A 15,912-nucleotide genomic window follows, 5' to 3' on the forward strand; every position below is an offset into this window, starting at 1 on the left:
GCGAGTCCGCGCATTAGCTGACTTCTCCGCATTTGCTACCCCGCCCATGCGCGGACTTGCAGAGTCCACGCTACAATCTTCCCGATGCTGCGTCTTCTCCTTTTCTTCCTGCTCTTAAGCTCCGTGGCCGCCGCCCAGCAGCCGCTCATGCTCCGCTACGCCCAGCCGGCCGCGAAATGGACCGACGCGCTACCCATCGGCAACGGCCGGCTGGGCGGCATGGTGTATGGCGGGGTAGGGCAGGAGCACATTCAGTTCAACGAAGCCACGCTCTGGACCGGCCGGCCACGGGCCTACGCCCGGCCCGGCGCCGCGCAATATTTGCCCCAAATCCGACAGTTGCTGGCCGAGGGCAAACAGGCCGACGCCGAAAAGTTGGCCGAGCAGCATTTTATGGGCCTGAAGGACCACGAGGAAACGTATGATGCTGAAAAAGCCGCTTGGCTTCAGAAAATCCAGGCCGTGAGTGTGGCCCAGGCCGTGGCCAAGCCGGGCTGGAAACCCTGGGCTGTGCCCTCGCCCAACGGCTGGGAGGCCGCCGGATTGGATGGGTTGGACGGGGCGGTCTGGTTCAGAACCACCTTCGACCTGCCCGCCGCTTGGGCTGGCAAAGACCTTACCCTAAGCCTGGGCCGCATCCGCGACGCGGACGTGACCTATGTGAACGGCCAGCAAATCGGTGCTGACGAGGGCATCAGCAAGAAGCGGCGCTACCGGGTGCCAGCCGCCGCGCTCAAGGCGGGCCGCAACGAGGTGGTTATTCAGGTGCTCAATTTTTATGACAAGGGTGGGCTGATTGGCGTGAAGGAAAAGCAGCCGGTTTTCGTGGCCTATCCCGAGGGCGCGGCCCCCGAAACCGGTGTGGCACTGAGCCCCGACTGGCAATATTGGGTGCAGGATGCCAACCCGCCATTGGCCCCGAGCTACCAGGCGTCGTACCAACCGTTTGGGGATTTGTGGCTGGATTTTCCAGCGGCCGGCCCGGCTACCGGCTACCAGCGCAGCTTGGACATCGGCCAGGCGGTGGCCCGCACGCAATACCGGCAGGGTGGCACCACGTTTACGCGGGAGTATTTTGCCAGCGCCCCCGGCCAGGCCGTCGTCTCGCACCTGGCTGCCGGCACGAGGGGCAAGCTAACCTTTACGGCCCGTCTCGGCAGTGTGCACGACCGGCGCCACACCTCCCGCCTCGACGACCACACCCTGGCCCTGGCCGTGCAGGTGCGCGACGGCGTGCTACGCGGCGTGAGCTACCTGCGCATCATCTCCGATGGCAAAGTCACCGTGACGGACGGGCAGATTCGGGTGGAAAATGCCAGTCAGGCCACGCTTTACCTCACGGCCGCTACCAATTTCAGGAGTTACCAGGACGTATCGGGGCAGCCCGAGCAGCTGGCGAAACGGGCGCTGGATAAGGCATCGCAGCAGCCTTACGCCGACCTCAAGGCCGCGCACGTTCGGGACTATAAGAAGCTGTTCGACACCTTCGCCATCGACCTCGGCCATACCCAAAACGAGCAGCTGCCCACCGATACCCGCATCCTGCAGTTCAGCCCCACGGCCGACCCGGCGCTGCTGGCGTTGTACCTGCAGTTCGGGCGCTATTTGCTCATATCATCGTCGCGGGCGGGTGGGCCGCCGGCCAACCTGCAGGGGCTGTGGAACGACTCGCTGACGCCTTCCTGGGGTAGCAAGTTCACCACCAACATCAACCTGGAAATGAACTACTGGCCGGCTGAGGAGCTGAACCTCTCGGCCTGCACCGCGCCGTTGTTCAGCTTCATCGACCAGCTTGCCCAAACCGGCCAGACCACTGCCCAGGCCAACTACCACGCCCCTGGCTGGGTGCTACACCACAACACCGATATCTGGGCCGGTACCGCGCCCATCAACGCCGCCAACCACGGCATTTGGGTAACGGGCGCGGCCTGGCTCTGCCAGCCCATTTGGGAGCACTACCAGTTCACGCAGGACCGAGAATTTCTGAGTCAGCAATACCCAGTGTTAAAGCAGGCGTCGCAGTTTTACGCCGACTTTCTGGTGAAGGACCCGCGCACCGGCTGGCTCATCAGCTCGCCCTCCAACTCGCCAGAGCACGGCGGGCTGGTGGCCGGCCCCACAATGGACCACCAGATTATTCGGGAGCTTTTCAAAACCACCAGCGCCGCCGCCAAAACGCTCGGCGTTGATGCTGACTTGCAACAGGAATTAGCCGAAAAAGCCCGCCAGCTGGCGCCCAACCAAATCGGTAAGCACGGCCAGCTGCAGGAGTGGCTCGAAGACAAGGATGACCCTGCCGACACGCACCGCCACGTGTCGCACCTCTGGGGCGTGTTTCCGGGCACCGATATCAGCGGCGACACCACGGCGGCCCTGACGCGGGCGGCCCGCAAGTCGCTGCTGCTGCGCGGCGACGACGGCACCGGCTGGAGCCTGGCCTGGAAAGTCAACCTTTGGGCCCGCTTCCGCGACGGCAACCACGCCCTGCGCATCCTCGAAAAGCTGCTTTCGCCCGCCGAAAACGGCACCGGCGCCGAGCAGGGCGGCGTGTACCACAACCTGTTTGATGCCCATCCGCCCTTTCAGATTGACGGCAACTTCGGCGGCGCGGCCGGCATGGCCGAAATGCTGCTGCAAAGCCAGGCCGGCTATCTGGATGTGTTGCCGGCGCTGCCCACCGCCTGGGCCAGTGGCAGCGTACGCGGCCTGCGGGCGCGGGGCGGCTTCGTGGTCGATATGAAGTGGGCCCAAGGCAAGCTGTCGGAGGTCGAAATCAAGTCGGAAGCCGGGCGGGAGTGCGTGGTGAAATATGCGGGGAAAGAGGTGCGGCTTGCTACGAAAGCAGGCGGCGTTTATAAACTGGCGGACGTAGGGGCGGGGCTTGCCCCCGCCCGTCGTTGAAGGAAGACAGAATGATGACTTTGCGGCTGCTGCAACGATTTTGGTCAACGACGGGCGGGGGCAAGCCCTGCCCCTACATCGTGCTGATTTGGCTCCTGCTGGCATTCCAAACCCACGCCCAAACCCGCACCATCATCCCGCTGCTCGACAATTGGCGCACCGCCGCCGACGACCACAACCAACAGGCCCATCCCACCTTCGAACGCCCCGATTTCAACGACCAAGCCTGGCAAACCGTGGCCGTGCCCCACAACTGGGACGCCTACGAAGGCTACCGCCGCCAGCGCCACGGCAACCGCCACGGCTACGCCTGGTACCGCAAAACCTTCGCGTCGCCCACCGCCGCAAAAGATGCCCGCAGCTTCCTGTTCTTCGAGGGTGTGGGCTCCTACGCCACCGTTTGGCTGAACGGCCGGCAGGTGGGCTACCACGCCGGGGGCCGCACCACGTTCACGCTCGAGGTAACCGCTGCCCTCAGCCCCGCCGGCCGGCCCAACGTGCTGGCCGTGCGCGCCGACCATCCGGCCAACATCCAGGACTTGCCCTGGGTGTGCGGCGGCTGCTCCGAGGAGCGAGGCTTTTCGGAAGGCTCGCAGCCCATGGGGATTTTCCGGCCCGTGTCGCTAGTCGTTACTAATTCGGTGCGCGTGGAGCCTTTCGGTGTGCATATATGGGCCGATTCCACGGTGTCGGCCCAATCGGCGCAGTTGCGAGTAGATACCGAGCTAAAAAACTACGGCGATAAGGCGCAGACGCTCACCATCACCAACCAACTATTGGACCGGCAGGGGAGGAGTGTAGCGGAAAGCAGCACGAAGCAAAAGCTGGCAGCAGGCACAGCTACGCAGCTTCTTCAGCAACTGCCGGTGCTCAGGCAGCCGCACCTGTGGTCGCTGGCCGACCCGTATTTGTATCGGCTGGTTACGAAAATCAGCGCCAAAGGCAAGCTGCTGGATGAGCTGGAAACGCCCTACGGCATCCGCTGGGTGAGCTGGCCGATTGGCCGGGCCGCCGCAGCTGGGCAGAAGCAGTTTTTGCTCAATGGTAAGCCGGTTTTCATTAACGGCATTGCCGAATACGAACACCTGATTGGCCAGAGCCACGCCTTCACGCCGGAGCAAATTCGCACCCGTGTGCAGATGGTAAAAGCTGCCGGCTTCAATGCCTTCCGTGACGCTCACCAGCCGCATAACCTGCGTTATCAGGCCAATTGGGACTCGCTGGGGCTGCTGTGGTGGCCGCAACTGGCCGCCCACGTGTGGTACGACACGCCGGCCTTCCGCCAGAACTTCAAAACCATGCTCACCGATTGGGTGAAGGAGCGCCGCAACAGCCCCTCGGTAGTGCTCTGGGGCCTCGAAAACGAAAGCACCCTGCCGGCTGATTTTGCCCGCGAGTGCAGCGCCCTCATTCGCCAGCTGGACCCCACGGCCTCGCGCGAGCGCAAAATCACGACCTGCAACGGCGGCCAGGGCACTGACTGGGACGTGCCCCAAAACTGGACCGGTACCTACGGCGGCGACCCCAATCAATACGGTGCCGATGTGGCCCGGCAAGTCCTCATCGGCGAGTACGGCGCTTGGCGCACCCTCGACCTGCACCAGTCTGGCCCGCCCGCTTTCAACAGCGGCCCGTTCAGCGAAGACCGGTTTGCGCAGTTGATGGAGCTGAAAGTGCGCCTCGCCGAAACAGCCAAAGACCAGACGGCCGGCCACTTTTTCTGGCTGCTGACCTCGCACGACAACCCCGGCCGGGTGCAGGGCGGCGAAGGCCAGCGCGAGCTCGACCGCGTGGGCCCCGTGAACTACAAGGGCCTGCTCACGCCCTGGGAAGAGCCGACGGATGCCTTCTACATGTTCCGCGCCAACTACGCGCCCAAGGAGCGGGAGCCAATGGTCTACCTTGCCTCCCACACCTGGCCCGACCGCTGGCTGACGCCCGGCCGGAAAGACAGCATCACGGTCTATTCCAACTGCGACGAAGTGGAGCTGTTCAACGATGTGAATGCGGCTTCGCTGGGCCGCAAAAGCCGCGCTGGCGGCATTGGTACGCACTTTCAATGGGACAAAGTTGATATCAAATACAATGTGCTTTATGCCGTGGGCTACGTGGCCGGCAAGGCCGTGGCGAAGGACTATATCGTCCTGCACCACTTGCCCAAAGCGCCGAATTTCGACCAATTCCTGGTCGATGCGCAGCCCCTTGCCCAGCCCCAGCCGGGCCTCAATTACCTCTACCGTGTGAACTGCGGCGGCCCCGCCTACCAGGACCAGCACGGCAGCATCTGGCAGGCCGACCAACCCCGCACTGACCCTAAAACCTGGGGTTCTGAGTCGTGGACGCAGGAGTTTCCGGGCATCACACCCTTCTTCGCCAGCCAGCGCCGCACGTTTGACCCCATAGCCGGCACCCGCGACTGGCCGCTGTTTCAGAGCTTCCGCTATGGCCGCGAGAAGCTGCGCTATGCCTTCCCCGTGCCCGATGGGGAGTATGCGGTTGAGCTGTATTTCGCGGAGCCCTGGCTGGGAACCGGCGGCGGGCTGGACTGCACCGGCTGTCGCTTGTTTGATGTGGCCATCAACGGTGAAACCGTGCTCAATAACCTTGACATCTGGAAGGAAGCTGGCCACGACCACGCCCTGAAAAAGACCGTGCGCGCCCGTGTGACGGGCGGCCAGCTCATCATCTCCTTCCCGCGCGTCGCCTCTGGCCAGGCACTCATTTCCGCCATTGCCATCGGCACTGCAGATGCCAGGGCGCAGCTTGCACCCGCGCCACTGCCCGTCATCGTCAACCTGAAAATCAACAACCCAGCCCAGACTGCGCAATGGTCGGCCCAAACCTGGCTCGATACGGGCACCCAGAGTTTCAGCGACGCTTCGGCAACTTTCAGCGCCTTGCCTTCTGCGCTATATGGAGCCGAATGGCTGCGCGGGCCAGGCAAGCCCAATGCCGCTGGCGGCACGTTCAGCGTCAGCACCGCCGCCGATGTGTACGTGGGCCTTGACACGAAGCAGGCAACCCATCCGGCTTGGCTCAAAGAATACGAGGATACCAAAACGAACCTCGAAACCGCTGGTCCAGTCACAAGTACTTTCCGTTTGTATCGCAAGCGCTTCCCGGCCAACGCCACCGTTGCCTTCGGCCCCAATAGCAGTCCCTACATAGTAGCCGTGAACCGCGCCAGCACCATCGAGCCGGCCTACGACCTCAAGGCCATTACCGGCTACAAGCCCGCCACTGCCCGCCTTCTCGGCCCCGGCCTGATGAAGGAAACCGTCAATACCAAGGAAAGTATCGCCTTCAAAGAGCCCGCCGGCAGCGCCGTGGAGTGGACCATCCAAACCGGCGTGGCTGATACCTACTCGCTCACCTTTCGCTACGCCAACCCGGGCGCCCGGCCACTCACCGCCCAATTTAGCCTAGCCTTGGCCGACGGCACGGTCCTCAAAACCGAAACCGTAGAACTGGTGCCCTCCAAACCAGGCAAGTGGAATTACCTCACTACCTCCACCGGCGGCATGATAAATGCCGGCAGCTACAAGGTGAAGCTCACTGCTACGGATGCGGCGGGGCTGAGCGTGTCGGGGCTGGATGTGCAGTAGGCGGTCACCTCACCCCCGGCCCCTCTCCCGCGGAGAGGGGTGCCTAACGATTACCAGCCGCGCCGCCGTGGCTCCCCTCTCCGCGGGAGAGGGGCCGGGGGTGAGGTGCCCTGCGCTAAGATGTTACAATAGGAGGCTAACAATCTACACGGCCTCCGCCGGCCCCGCCGGTAAATTTGCTATTGACTACGGCAGCCCTCTTTTCCGGCTCAATGTCGCGGCAATTTGGTAATATGGCCTCATGAGCAATTTGCGAGTTCTTGACCTTGTTATCATTGCGCTGTATCTGGCGGCCATGATTGCCGTAGGCGCCTGGTTTGCCCGGAAAAACGACAGCGCCGAGCAATATTCCAGCGCTTCCGGCCTGATTCCGGGCTGGGCCATTGGCATGTCCATCTACGCTACTTTTCTGAGTAGCAACACCTTTCTGGGCGTGCCGGGCAAAGCTTTTGGCACCAACTGGAACGCCTTTGTTTTCAGCATTTCCATGCCGCTGGCGGCTTGGGTAGCTACCAAATATTTCGTGCCGTTCTACCGTAGCACCGGCGAAATATCGGCCTACACGCACCTGGAGCACCGTTTTGGCAGCTGGGCGCGCACCTATGCGGTGGCCTGCTTCCTGCTCACGCAGCTGGCCCGCATCGGCTCCATCTTCTTCGGCATTGCCCTCACCTTGCAGGCCCTCACCGGCTTCTCCATGGAGTGGATTATGCTCATCACCGGCAGCTGCATCATCGTCTACACGGTGCTGGGCGGCATCGAGGCTGTTATCTGGACCGAGGTGGTGCAGGGCGTGGTTAAGACCTTCGGCGCGCTGCTGATTCTGTACCTGATTGTGACCAACATGCCGGGCGGCTTCGCCAAAATTGTGGCCATCGGCGAGCAGCAGCACAAGTTCAGCCTCGGCGGTTTCTCGCCTGATTTCACGCAATCAACCTTCTGGGTGGTGCTGCTCTATGGCTTCTTCATCAACCTCAACAACTTCGGGGTCGACCAGAACTACGTGCAGCGCTACCACACCGCTACGTCGGCCAAGCAGGCGGCTAAGTCTATCTGGCTCTGCGTGTTGATTTACGTGCCGGCCTCGCTGCTGTTCTTTGTTATCGGTTCGGCGCTGTTTGCCTACTACCAGGTGCACCCCGAGCTGATTGAGGCCGTGAAACTGAAAGTGGCCGCTGAGAAGCTGCCCCTCAGCGCTACCGCCGGCCAGATTGCCCAGGCCGCCGCCGCCCTGCAGCCCGCCGACTACGGCGATAAGGTGATGCCGCACTTCATGGTGACGAAAATCCCGCCCGGCTTCGTCGGCCTCATCGTGTCGGCCATTCTGTCGGCGGCCATGAGCACCATCAGCTCGGGCATGAACGCCTCGGCCACCGTCTTCACCGTCGACATCTACCAGCGCTACTTCCGGCCCAACCTCAGCGTGAAGCAAACCATGCGCAGCCTGCACATCGGCACCGTGCTGGTGGGCTTGGCGGGTATGGGCGTGGGCATCGCCATGATTGGCGTGAAAAGTGTGCTCGACGTGTGGTGGCAGTTGTCGGGCATCTTCGCGGCGGGCATGCTGGGCTTGTTCCTGCTCGGCATCATCAGCCGCCAGACGCGCAACGCTGAGGCGCTCACCGCCACCATCATCGGCGTGCTGGTCATCCTCTGGCTCACGCTCTCGCCCAAGCTGCCCGAGGGCCTGGCCGGGCTGCGCAATCCGCTGCACCAGAGTATGGTGATTGTGGTGGGCACGCTCACCATTTTCCTGCTGGGTTTGCTGCTCACGCGCTTCCGCCAGCGCCGTGCCGCACCCCTCGCCTCCGAAGAAATCCTAACACAGTCCGTCCATTAGCCGGCCCACATTTACAACCTCCGCGGCTCACCCGCCCCAGCCTTTATCCTTATGAAAAATGCATCCAAGGGATTTATCCCCGTTATGCTCATGCCCTTTCAAAACGACGGGCAAATTGATTATCCGGCCCTTACTGGACTGACGGAGATGTATTTAAAAGCCGGGGCCGTCGGCCTCTTCGCCAATTGCCTCTCCAGCGAGATGTTCGAGCTGAGCGCTGAGGAGCGCCTGCAAAGCATTCGCCACATCGTGGACGTGGCGGGCGGCGCGGTGCCCGTGGTGGCCACCGGCACCTTCGCTGGCGCCCTCAACGAGCAGGCCGATTTCGTGAAGCAAGTCTACGAAGCCGGTACTGAGGCCGTCATCGTCATCACCGGCCTGCTGGCCGCGCAAGAGGAGTCCGACGCCGTGTTCAACGAGCGGTTCCACCGCCTGTTGGATTGGACCAGCGGCGTGCCCCTGGGCTTCTACGAGTGCCCTGAGCCCTACAAGCGCGTCCTCACGGCCGAGCAGTTAGGCCAGTTCGTAGCCACCGGCCGCGTCACTTACCACAAAGACACCTGCCTTGATATTGAGCAGATTCGGGCCAAGCTGGCCGCCACCGCGGGCCACAAATTTGGTCTGTATGATGCCTACATGGGCCACGCCGTGGAGTCGTTGAAAGCCGGAGCTGCCGGGCTATCCTGCATCCAGGGCAATTTCTTTCCCGAACTCATCGTGTGGCTCTGCCGCAACTACGATAACGCCTCGCTGCAGCACGAAGTAGCTGAGGTGCAGGAGTTCTTCATCAAGAACATGGGCGTGATGCACGACGTGTACCCTACCGTGGCCAAGTACTCGCTCAAGCAGCGCGGGGTAGATATTTCCACCTTCACCCGCCGCAAGGTGGGGAATTTTACCGGCACCGTGCGGGCTGGGGTAGAGGCGTTGTATGGCGACTACAGCACGTTGAGCCGGCAACTGGAATTGGTGGCATAGATAGTAAAAGGCTATAGACAAAGGTAGAACGTCATGCTGAGCGTAGCCGAGGCATCTCGCGTGCAGCAGTAATCAAAATCGATTCAACGATTGAGTTACTGCCACACGCGAGATGTCTCGGCTGCGCTTAGCATGACGTTCTGTTTAAATACTGCCTTACGCCGCCATGGCCAGTTCCTTGTGGTTGTGCAGGTATTTTTTCTTGTATTCCAGCGGCGTCATCTTCGTGATTTTCTTGAAGTGACGGTAGAAATTCGACACGTTATTAAAGCCACATTCAAAACAGACGACCTCCGTTGGTAGCTTGTCCTCAATCAATTGCCGGCAGGCTTGGCTGATGCGGATTTCGATGAGAAAATCATAGTACGTTTTCTTCGTAATCAGCTTGAAATAGCGGCAGAAGGACGTGACGCTCAGGTTGCTGATGGACGCAATTTCGTCCAATGTGATTTCCTTCTTGTAGTTCGACAGCGTGTAATTGCACACCTTGTTGATGCGCTGCACGTCCGACTCATTGCTCTGCTTGAAGGCGTGGTGCTCCGAGGCGATGGTCTGGGTTTCCGTGGTTTCGGAAAGCACTTTCAGGATGGAGAGGAAGATGATGATGCGGTCGAGGTCCGTGGCGTTGACCGCCTGGCGCATGAGAGGCGCCAGCTTGGCCTTGGCCTTGCCGGTGATGAGCAGGCCGCTTTTGGCTTTCTCGAACAGCTTGGGGATGAGGTAGGCCTCGGGCAGGCCGAAGAGGTAACGACCCAAGCACTCGGGCAGAAACTGGATAACGATGGCCTCGACCTGCTTCTCCGGGTTGCCCTGGAAATACTCTTCGTTGCAGCGCCACACGTGCGGCAGATTGGCGCCCACGAGCACCATCTCGCCCGCCGAAAAATTGTCAATATTGTCGCCGATGAGCCGCACGCCCTCCCCCTTAATGGTATAGACCAGCTCCAGCTCGGGGTGGTAGTGCCAGGTGGTACCAAAATACGATTTCACGTCGTGGCGAATGCTGAAAGAGCTCTGCGGAGCAACCGGGACTTTGTGGAAATGCGCTTTCATGGGAGTGAGGATTTGGTGGGAATTGGGAGCGAAGTGGTTGGGCGGGAGGTTGGTCCGCTACTTAGTTGCGAAATCGATTGTGTAGAAGGGCGAAAAGGCGAATCAGCAAAACGGAGTTCAAGGCAGCAAAAAAGTCGTTGGAGCAGGCTTCTCTAGGATATTATCCTGGGCGCTAAGAAGCTTAAAACTCATTGACAATGGATAAAATCAGTCAGTAAGTAGTCACTAAACTATAACCCTCCAAAAGCTGAACTCTCCTGTACTTGCCTGCTCTGGCGTTCTGAAGGACTAAATGGACCGAAAAATTTCCGTTCCGGCACGAGGAGAGGGGTTGATTTTTGCTTCAGGCCCGGAAAATAGCTTAGGGCAGTGCACGCCATCGCATGGTAATATCCTACACTAAGTAGGCAAAAATCCGGAGGCTTACGGGCGAATATGCTGGCAAATTTGTCTACCCACTCAACCCGGATTTTTTCTGCCCAAACCCGCGCGCCAACCCAGTTCTCTCTGGTAGTGCGCGGTGGTTTCGGCCCCACCATTTACCGTTACAGCCCGTGGCCTCATTTCCTGCCAACGAAGTTCTGCTCCTTGCCAGCGGCGACCTGCGCCTGGCCGCCAACCAAAACTGCTGGGCCGCCCAGCAGGCCATGGAAGCCCAACTCACCACCGCCCTCGAAAAGCAGGGCTGGACGGTGAAGCGCGCCCACGCCTACGACCCTGAGAAGCAACACGGCTTCCTCGATTCGCAGAAAATGGGTATGGAGGTGTTCCGGCACATCAATCCCCGGCAGCCGCTCATCGTGGCCGAAAGCGTGTGGCAGTATTCGCACCACGTGCTGGCCGGCCTCACCACCCACCAAGGCCCCATGCTGACGGTGGCCAACTGGAGCGGGCAGTGGCCCGGCTTGGTGGGCATGCTCAATCTGAACGGCTGCCTCACTAAGGCCGGCGTGAGCTACAGCACGCTCTGGAGCGAGGATTTTACGGATGCATTTTTTGAGAAAGGCCTGACACAGTGGCTGGAGCAAGGCCATATCACACAGGACGAGCGCCACGTGAAGAGCTTCGCCGCCGCTACGCTGCCAGCCACGGAAGAACATACCGGCCGCACCTTCGGCCGGAAATTCCGGCAGCACAAGGCCATCATGGGCGTGTTTGACGAGGGCTGCATGGGCATGTACAACGCCATTGTGCCCGACGAGCTGTTGCACGCCACTGGCATCTTCAAGGAGCGCCTCAGCCAGGCCAGCCTCTACGCCGCCATGCGCACCGTGACCGACGCCGAAGCCCAGGCCGTGCTCGACTGGCTGCTGGCCCGCGGCATGAAGTTCAACTGGGGGACCGACGAGGCCACCCAACTCACCAAAGCCCAGACGCTGGAGCAGTGCAAAATGTATATTGCCGCCGTGCGTATCGCCGATGAGTTCGGCTGCGACACCATCGGCATCCAGTATCAGCAGGGCCTCAAGGACCTGACCGTGGCCAGCGACCTGGCCGAGGGACTCCTCAATAATGCCGACCGCCCCCCGGTGTTCTCCACCACCGGCGAGGAGCTGTACGCCGGCCAGGCGCTGCCCCACTTCAACGAAGTGGATGAGTGCGCCGGCCTCGACGCCCTGCTCACCTACCGCCTTTGGAACGAGCTGGGCCTGAGCGGCGAAACCACGCTGCACGACCTGCGCTGGGGCCAAAGCTTCGACACCGGCGACGGCGACGAATTTGTGTGGGTATTCCTGATTTCGGGTGCCGCCCCGCCGGCGCACTTCGTGGATGGCTACGCGGGCACCAGCAGCGAGCGCCAGCCCGCCATGTATTTTCGCCTCGGTGGCGGCAGCGTGCGCGGGGTGAGCCGCCCCGGCTCCATCGTGTGGAGCCGCGTGTACGTGATGGACGGCAAGCTGCACTGCGACCTCGGCGTGGGCGAAGCCGTGGCCCTGCCCGCCGCCGAAACCCAGCGCCGCTGGCAGGAAACGACGCCCGAATGGCCCATCATGCACGCCGTGCTCTGCGGCGTGAGCCGCGACCAGATGATGGCCCGCCACAAGGCCAACCACATCCAGGTGGTGTATGCGCCCTACGCGGCCAAGGCCCACCAGCTTTGCCGCATCAAGGCCGCCGCGCTGGCCGAACTGGGCATCGAAGTGCATTTCTGCGGCGATGTAAAGGGCCTGACCAAAGCAACGGAAGCGGCGATAGTGCCGGCTGAGCTGGTGATTGCGGCTGGGTGAAGGCTATGTTGAATACCGTCATGCTCATCTAGCGTCCGCGCAGTCGAAGCATCTCTACTTCAGCACTAATCAATGATAGTCGCAACGAAGAGGTAGAGATGCTTCGACTGCGCGGACGCTAGATGAGCATGACGTTCTAAGATACCAAAACCACCCCACCCACCCAACATGACCAAACGCCGCCCCCTTCTCTCCATCCTGTTTGCCTCGGTCTGCGTCGCCCATTCGGCCCGCGCCCAGTACCCCACCATTCCGCCGGAGGTGCAGGCCAAAGCCGACGCCGCGCTGGCCGAGGAGGAAAAACGCTCGGATGCAGCCTGGCAAAAGGCGCAACCCATCATCGAAGCCGAAGCCAAGGCCGGCAAGCCATTCATTCCTTGGGCCGCCAAGCCCAGCGACCTGCCGCAATCCAGTCGCCTAGCATTCCCCGGCGCGGAGGGTGGGGGAGCCCACGTTTTTGGCGGGCAGGGCGGTAAGGTGTACGTGGTGAAAAGCCTGTCCGACCGTGGCCCTGGCACTCTGCGCGAGGCGTTGGAGCAGGGCGGCGCGCGCATCATCGTGTTCAACGTGGCGGGCATCATTCGCTTGCAAACCCCCATTATTATTCGGGCGCCCTACGTCACCATTGCGGGCCAGACGGCCCCCGGCGATGGCATCTGCGTGGCCGGCGAGTCGATTTGGATTAACACCCACGACGTAGTGGTGCGCTACGTGCGCTTCCGGCGCGGGGCCACCGACGTGGCCCGGCGCGACGATGGGCTGGGCGGCAACCCGGTAGGCAATATCTGCATCGACCACGTGTCGGCGAGTTGGGGTTTGGATGAGAACATGTCCATCTACCGCCACGTGTACCACAACCCCGAAACCGGCAAGGCCGACAAGCTGCCCACGGTGAACGTGACCATTCAAAACTCGATTTTCTCGGAGGGTTTGGATACGTATAATCACGCTTTCGGCAGTACCATTGGCGGGCTGAACAGCCTGTTTACGCGAAACCTGTGGGCCAATAATATTGCCCGCAACCCCTCGGTGGGTATGTACGGCGACTTCAACTTTGCCAACAACGTGGTGTTCAACTGGTGGAACCGCTCGGCTGACGGCGGCGACAATCACTCGGAGTACAACTTCGTGAACAACTACTACAAGCCCGGCCCCATCACGCCGGCCGGCGAGCCCATCAGCTACCGCATTCTCAAGCCCGAATCGGGCCGCGATAAGGACCAGAAAAACCTGTTCGGCAAGGCTTACGTGGCCGGCAACGTGGTGGCGGGCAACGACAAAGTGACCCAGGATAACTGGGCCGGTGGCGTGCAGGTAGAAGGCCAGCCCGATGCTGCGAAAACCGTAGCCGAAATCCGCACCGATAAGCCCTTCACGCTCCCCAACATGAACACCGTGCTGCCCGCCCAGGAGGCCTACCAGTACGTGCTGGCCAATGCCGGCTGCACCCTGCCCCGGCGCGACGCTGTGGATGCCCGCATTGTGGAAGACGTGCGCACCGGCAAAATCAGCTACGCTAAAGATGCCCAGGCTACTGTTAAAAGCCCCTACATCAAACGCCGCCTGCCCGAAGATTCCTATAAAAAAGGCATCATCACCGACCCAGCGCAGGTGGGTGGCTACCCCGATTACAAAGGCACGCCATACGCCGATGCCGACAACGACGGCATGCCCGACAAGTGGGAAACCGCCCACGGCCTCAACCCCAAAAGCGCCGCCGATGCCACTCAGGACCGTGATAAGGACGGCTACGCCAACATCGAAGAATACCTGAACAGCGTGGTGCCCCTGCAAAACGTGCGGCCGAATGCCGGCAAAGCCAAGTCATGATGTAGCGTGGACTCTGCGAGTCCGCGCCTGCCTGCACGACCTCCCCACTGCGCGGACTCGCAGAGTCCACGCTACATTTCCCCACATGATTTCCAAAGCGCGTCTTTTCCTCCTGCTACTAACCCTTGCCGCCTTCGTTCCGGCAGCCGAGCCCACCAGCCCGCTCAAAGTATCGCCCAACGGCCGCTACCTGATGACGGGCAGCGGCAAGCCCTTTTTCTGGCTGGGCGATACCGGTTGGCTGCTCTTCAGCAAGCTCAAGCGCGAGGAGGCCGAAACCTACCTCGAAGACCGCCGCAAAAAAGGCTTCAACGTAATTCAGGTGATGGTGCTACATCAGGTGCCCATCGCCAACGTCTATGGCGACTCGGCTATGGTGCACGGCAACGTGGCCCGGCCCCTCACCACGCCCGGCAACTCGCCCACCGATGCCGCGCAGTACGACTATTGGGACCATGTCGATTACATCGTGGACCTGGCCGCTAAAAAGGGCCTTTATATGGGCATGGTGCCGGTTTGGGGTACTAATGTGAAGAATGGTAAAGTGCGCCAGGCGCAGGCTAAAGCGTACGCTACATTTCTGGCTGAGCGGTATAAAAACCGGCCCAACATCATCTGGCTGAACGGCGGCGACATTGCCGGCAGCGACTCGCTGAAGGTCTGGAACACCATTGGCGCCACCCTGAAAGCCGTGGACCCGAACCACCTCGAAACCTACCATCCGCGCGGCCGCACACAGTCGTCGGACTGGTTTCATAACGCCAGTTGGCTGGATTTCAACATGTACCAGTCGGGCCATCAGCGCTACGAGCAGGACACTGCCCGCAAGGAAAAAAACCACTACGGCCCCGACAACTGGAAATACCAGCAGGCCGATTACGCCCTGAAACCCGCCAAGCCGAGCCTCGACGGCGAACCTTCCTACGAAGGCATTCCGCAGGGCCTACACGACATCACCCAGCCCCGCTGGACCGATGCCGACGTGCGCCGCTACGGCTACTGGTCGGTATTCGCGGGCGCGTTCGGCTACACCTACGGACAGAATTCGGTGATGCAGATGCACAGCAGCTTCGACAAGGGCAGCGCCTACGGCTCCTCGGAGTTGTGGTCGTCGGCCATCAATGCGCCCGGCGCGGCCCAGATGCAGTATTTGAAGCAGTTGATGCTGTCGCGGCCCTACTTCGAGCGGGTGCCCGACCAGTCGCTGATTGCGGGCGCGGCTGGGGAGAAGTATAACCGCCTGTTTGCCACGCGCGGGAAGAATTACGCTTTCATATATGCCTATAATGGGCGGAACATGCAGGTGAACTTGGGCCGGATTGCCGGGGCGAAAGTGAAAGCCGCGTGGTTTAGCCCACGCGATGGAAAAACCACGGCCATTGGTACCTTCCCGAACAAAGGCACCCAGGAGTTCAACCCGCCCGGCGAGCAAAAGGATGGCAACGACTGGGTGCTCATTCTGGACTCCGTCAGCTAA

8 protein-coding genes are annotated in these 15,912 nt (G+C 61.3%); 7 read left to right on the top strand and 1 reads right to left on the bottom strand.

What is annotated here, in order from left to right:
* Positions 1-84: 84 nt before the first annotated feature.
* The 4 genes from Q5H92_RS07490 (at position 85) to Q5H92_RS07505 (ending at position 9,324) form a co-directional block, all read left to right on the top strand.
* A complete protein-coding gene (locus Q5H92_RS07490) occupies positions 85-2,901 on the top strand; it encodes a glycoside hydrolase family 95 protein (RefSeq protein ID WP_305010883.1) in 2,817 nt (938 codons plus the stop codon).
* Positions 2,902-2,981: 80 nt separating this feature from the next.
* Complete coding sequence (locus tag Q5H92_RS07495) at positions 2,982-6,506, top strand: malectin domain-containing carbohydrate-binding protein (protein ID WP_305010884.1); 3,525 nt, start codon at positions 2,982-2,984, stop codon at positions 6,504-6,506.
* Between the two features lie 241 nt (positions 6,507-6,747).
* Complete coding sequence (locus Q5H92_RS07500; protein ID WP_305010885.1) at positions 6,748-8,346, top strand: sodium:solute symporter family protein; 1,599 nt, start codon at positions 6,748-6,750, stop codon at positions 8,344-8,346.
* Between the two features lie 51 nt (positions 8,347-8,397).
* Positions 8,398-9,324 carry a dihydrodipicolinate synthase family protein gene (locus tag Q5H92_RS07505; protein WP_305010886.1) on the top strand — a complete coding sequence of 309 codons (927 nt, stop codon included), beginning with the start codon at positions 8,398-8,400 and terminating at the stop codon, positions 9,322-9,324.
* Between the two features lie 156 nt (positions 9,325-9,480).
* Here the strand turns inward: Q5H92_RS07505 and Q5H92_RS07510 are convergent, their stop codons facing one another.
* Positions 9,481-10,377 (bottom strand): AraC family transcriptional regulator, encoded by an 897-nt coding sequence (locus tag Q5H92_RS07510; RefSeq protein ID WP_305010887.1) that lies wholly within the window; start codon positions 10,375-10,377, stop codon positions 9,481-9,483.
* Between the two features lie 554 nt (positions 10,378-10,931).
* Between Q5H92_RS07510 and Q5H92_RS07515 the strand changes: the two genes are divergently transcribed.
* From Q5H92_RS07515 to Q5H92_RS07525, 3 genes are all read left to right on the top strand, one after another.
* On the top strand, positions 10,932-12,605 hold the full coding sequence (locus Q5H92_RS07515) for a fucose isomerase (RefSeq protein WP_305010888.1): 1,674 nt from the start codon (positions 10,932-10,934) through the stop codon (positions 12,603-12,605).
* 168 nt (positions 12,606-12,773) lie between these two features.
* Complete coding sequence (locus Q5H92_RS07520; protein ID WP_305010889.1) at positions 12,774-14,435, top strand: pectate lyase family protein; 1,662 nt, start codon at positions 12,774-12,776, stop codon at positions 14,433-14,435.
* An 85-nt stretch (positions 14,436-14,520) separates the two neighbouring features.
* Complete coding sequence (locus Q5H92_RS07525; protein WP_305010891.1) at positions 14,521-15,912, top strand: glycoside hydrolase family 140 protein; 1,392 nt, start codon at positions 14,521-14,523, stop codon at positions 15,910-15,912.

This window comes from Hymenobacter mellowenesis (genome assembly GCF_030581005.1).
In the GTDB taxonomy this organism is placed as follows: Bacteria; Bacteroidota; Bacteroidia; order Cytophagales; family Hymenobacteraceae; genus Hymenobacter; species Hymenobacter mellowenesis.

Bases quoted from the DNA above. Each gene is read 5' to 3' on its own strand.
- Q5H92_RS07490 (WP_305010883.1), top strand. From the start codon at position 85: ATGCTGCGTCTTCTCCTTTTCTTCCTGCTCTTAAGCTCCGTGGCCGCC.
- Q5H92_RS07500 (WP_305010885.1), top strand. From the start codon at position 6,748: ATGAGCAATTTGCGAGTTCTTGACCTTGTTATCATTGCGCTGTATCTG.
- Q5H92_RS07505 (WP_305010886.1), top strand. From the start codon at position 8,398: ATGAAAAATGCATCCAAGGGATTTATCCCCGTTATGCTCATGCCCTTT.
- Q5H92_RS07510 (WP_305010887.1), bottom strand. From the start codon at position 10,377: ATGAAAGCGCATTTCCACAAAGTCCCGGTTGCTCCGCAGAGCTCTTTC.
- Q5H92_RS07520 (WP_305010889.1), top strand. From the start codon at position 12,774: ATGACCAAACGCCGCCCCCTTCTCTCCATCCTGTTTGCCTCGGTCTGC.
- Q5H92_RS07525 (WP_305010891.1), top strand. From the start codon at position 14,521: ATGATTTCCAAAGCGCGTCTTTTCCTCCTGCTACTAACCCTTGCCGCC.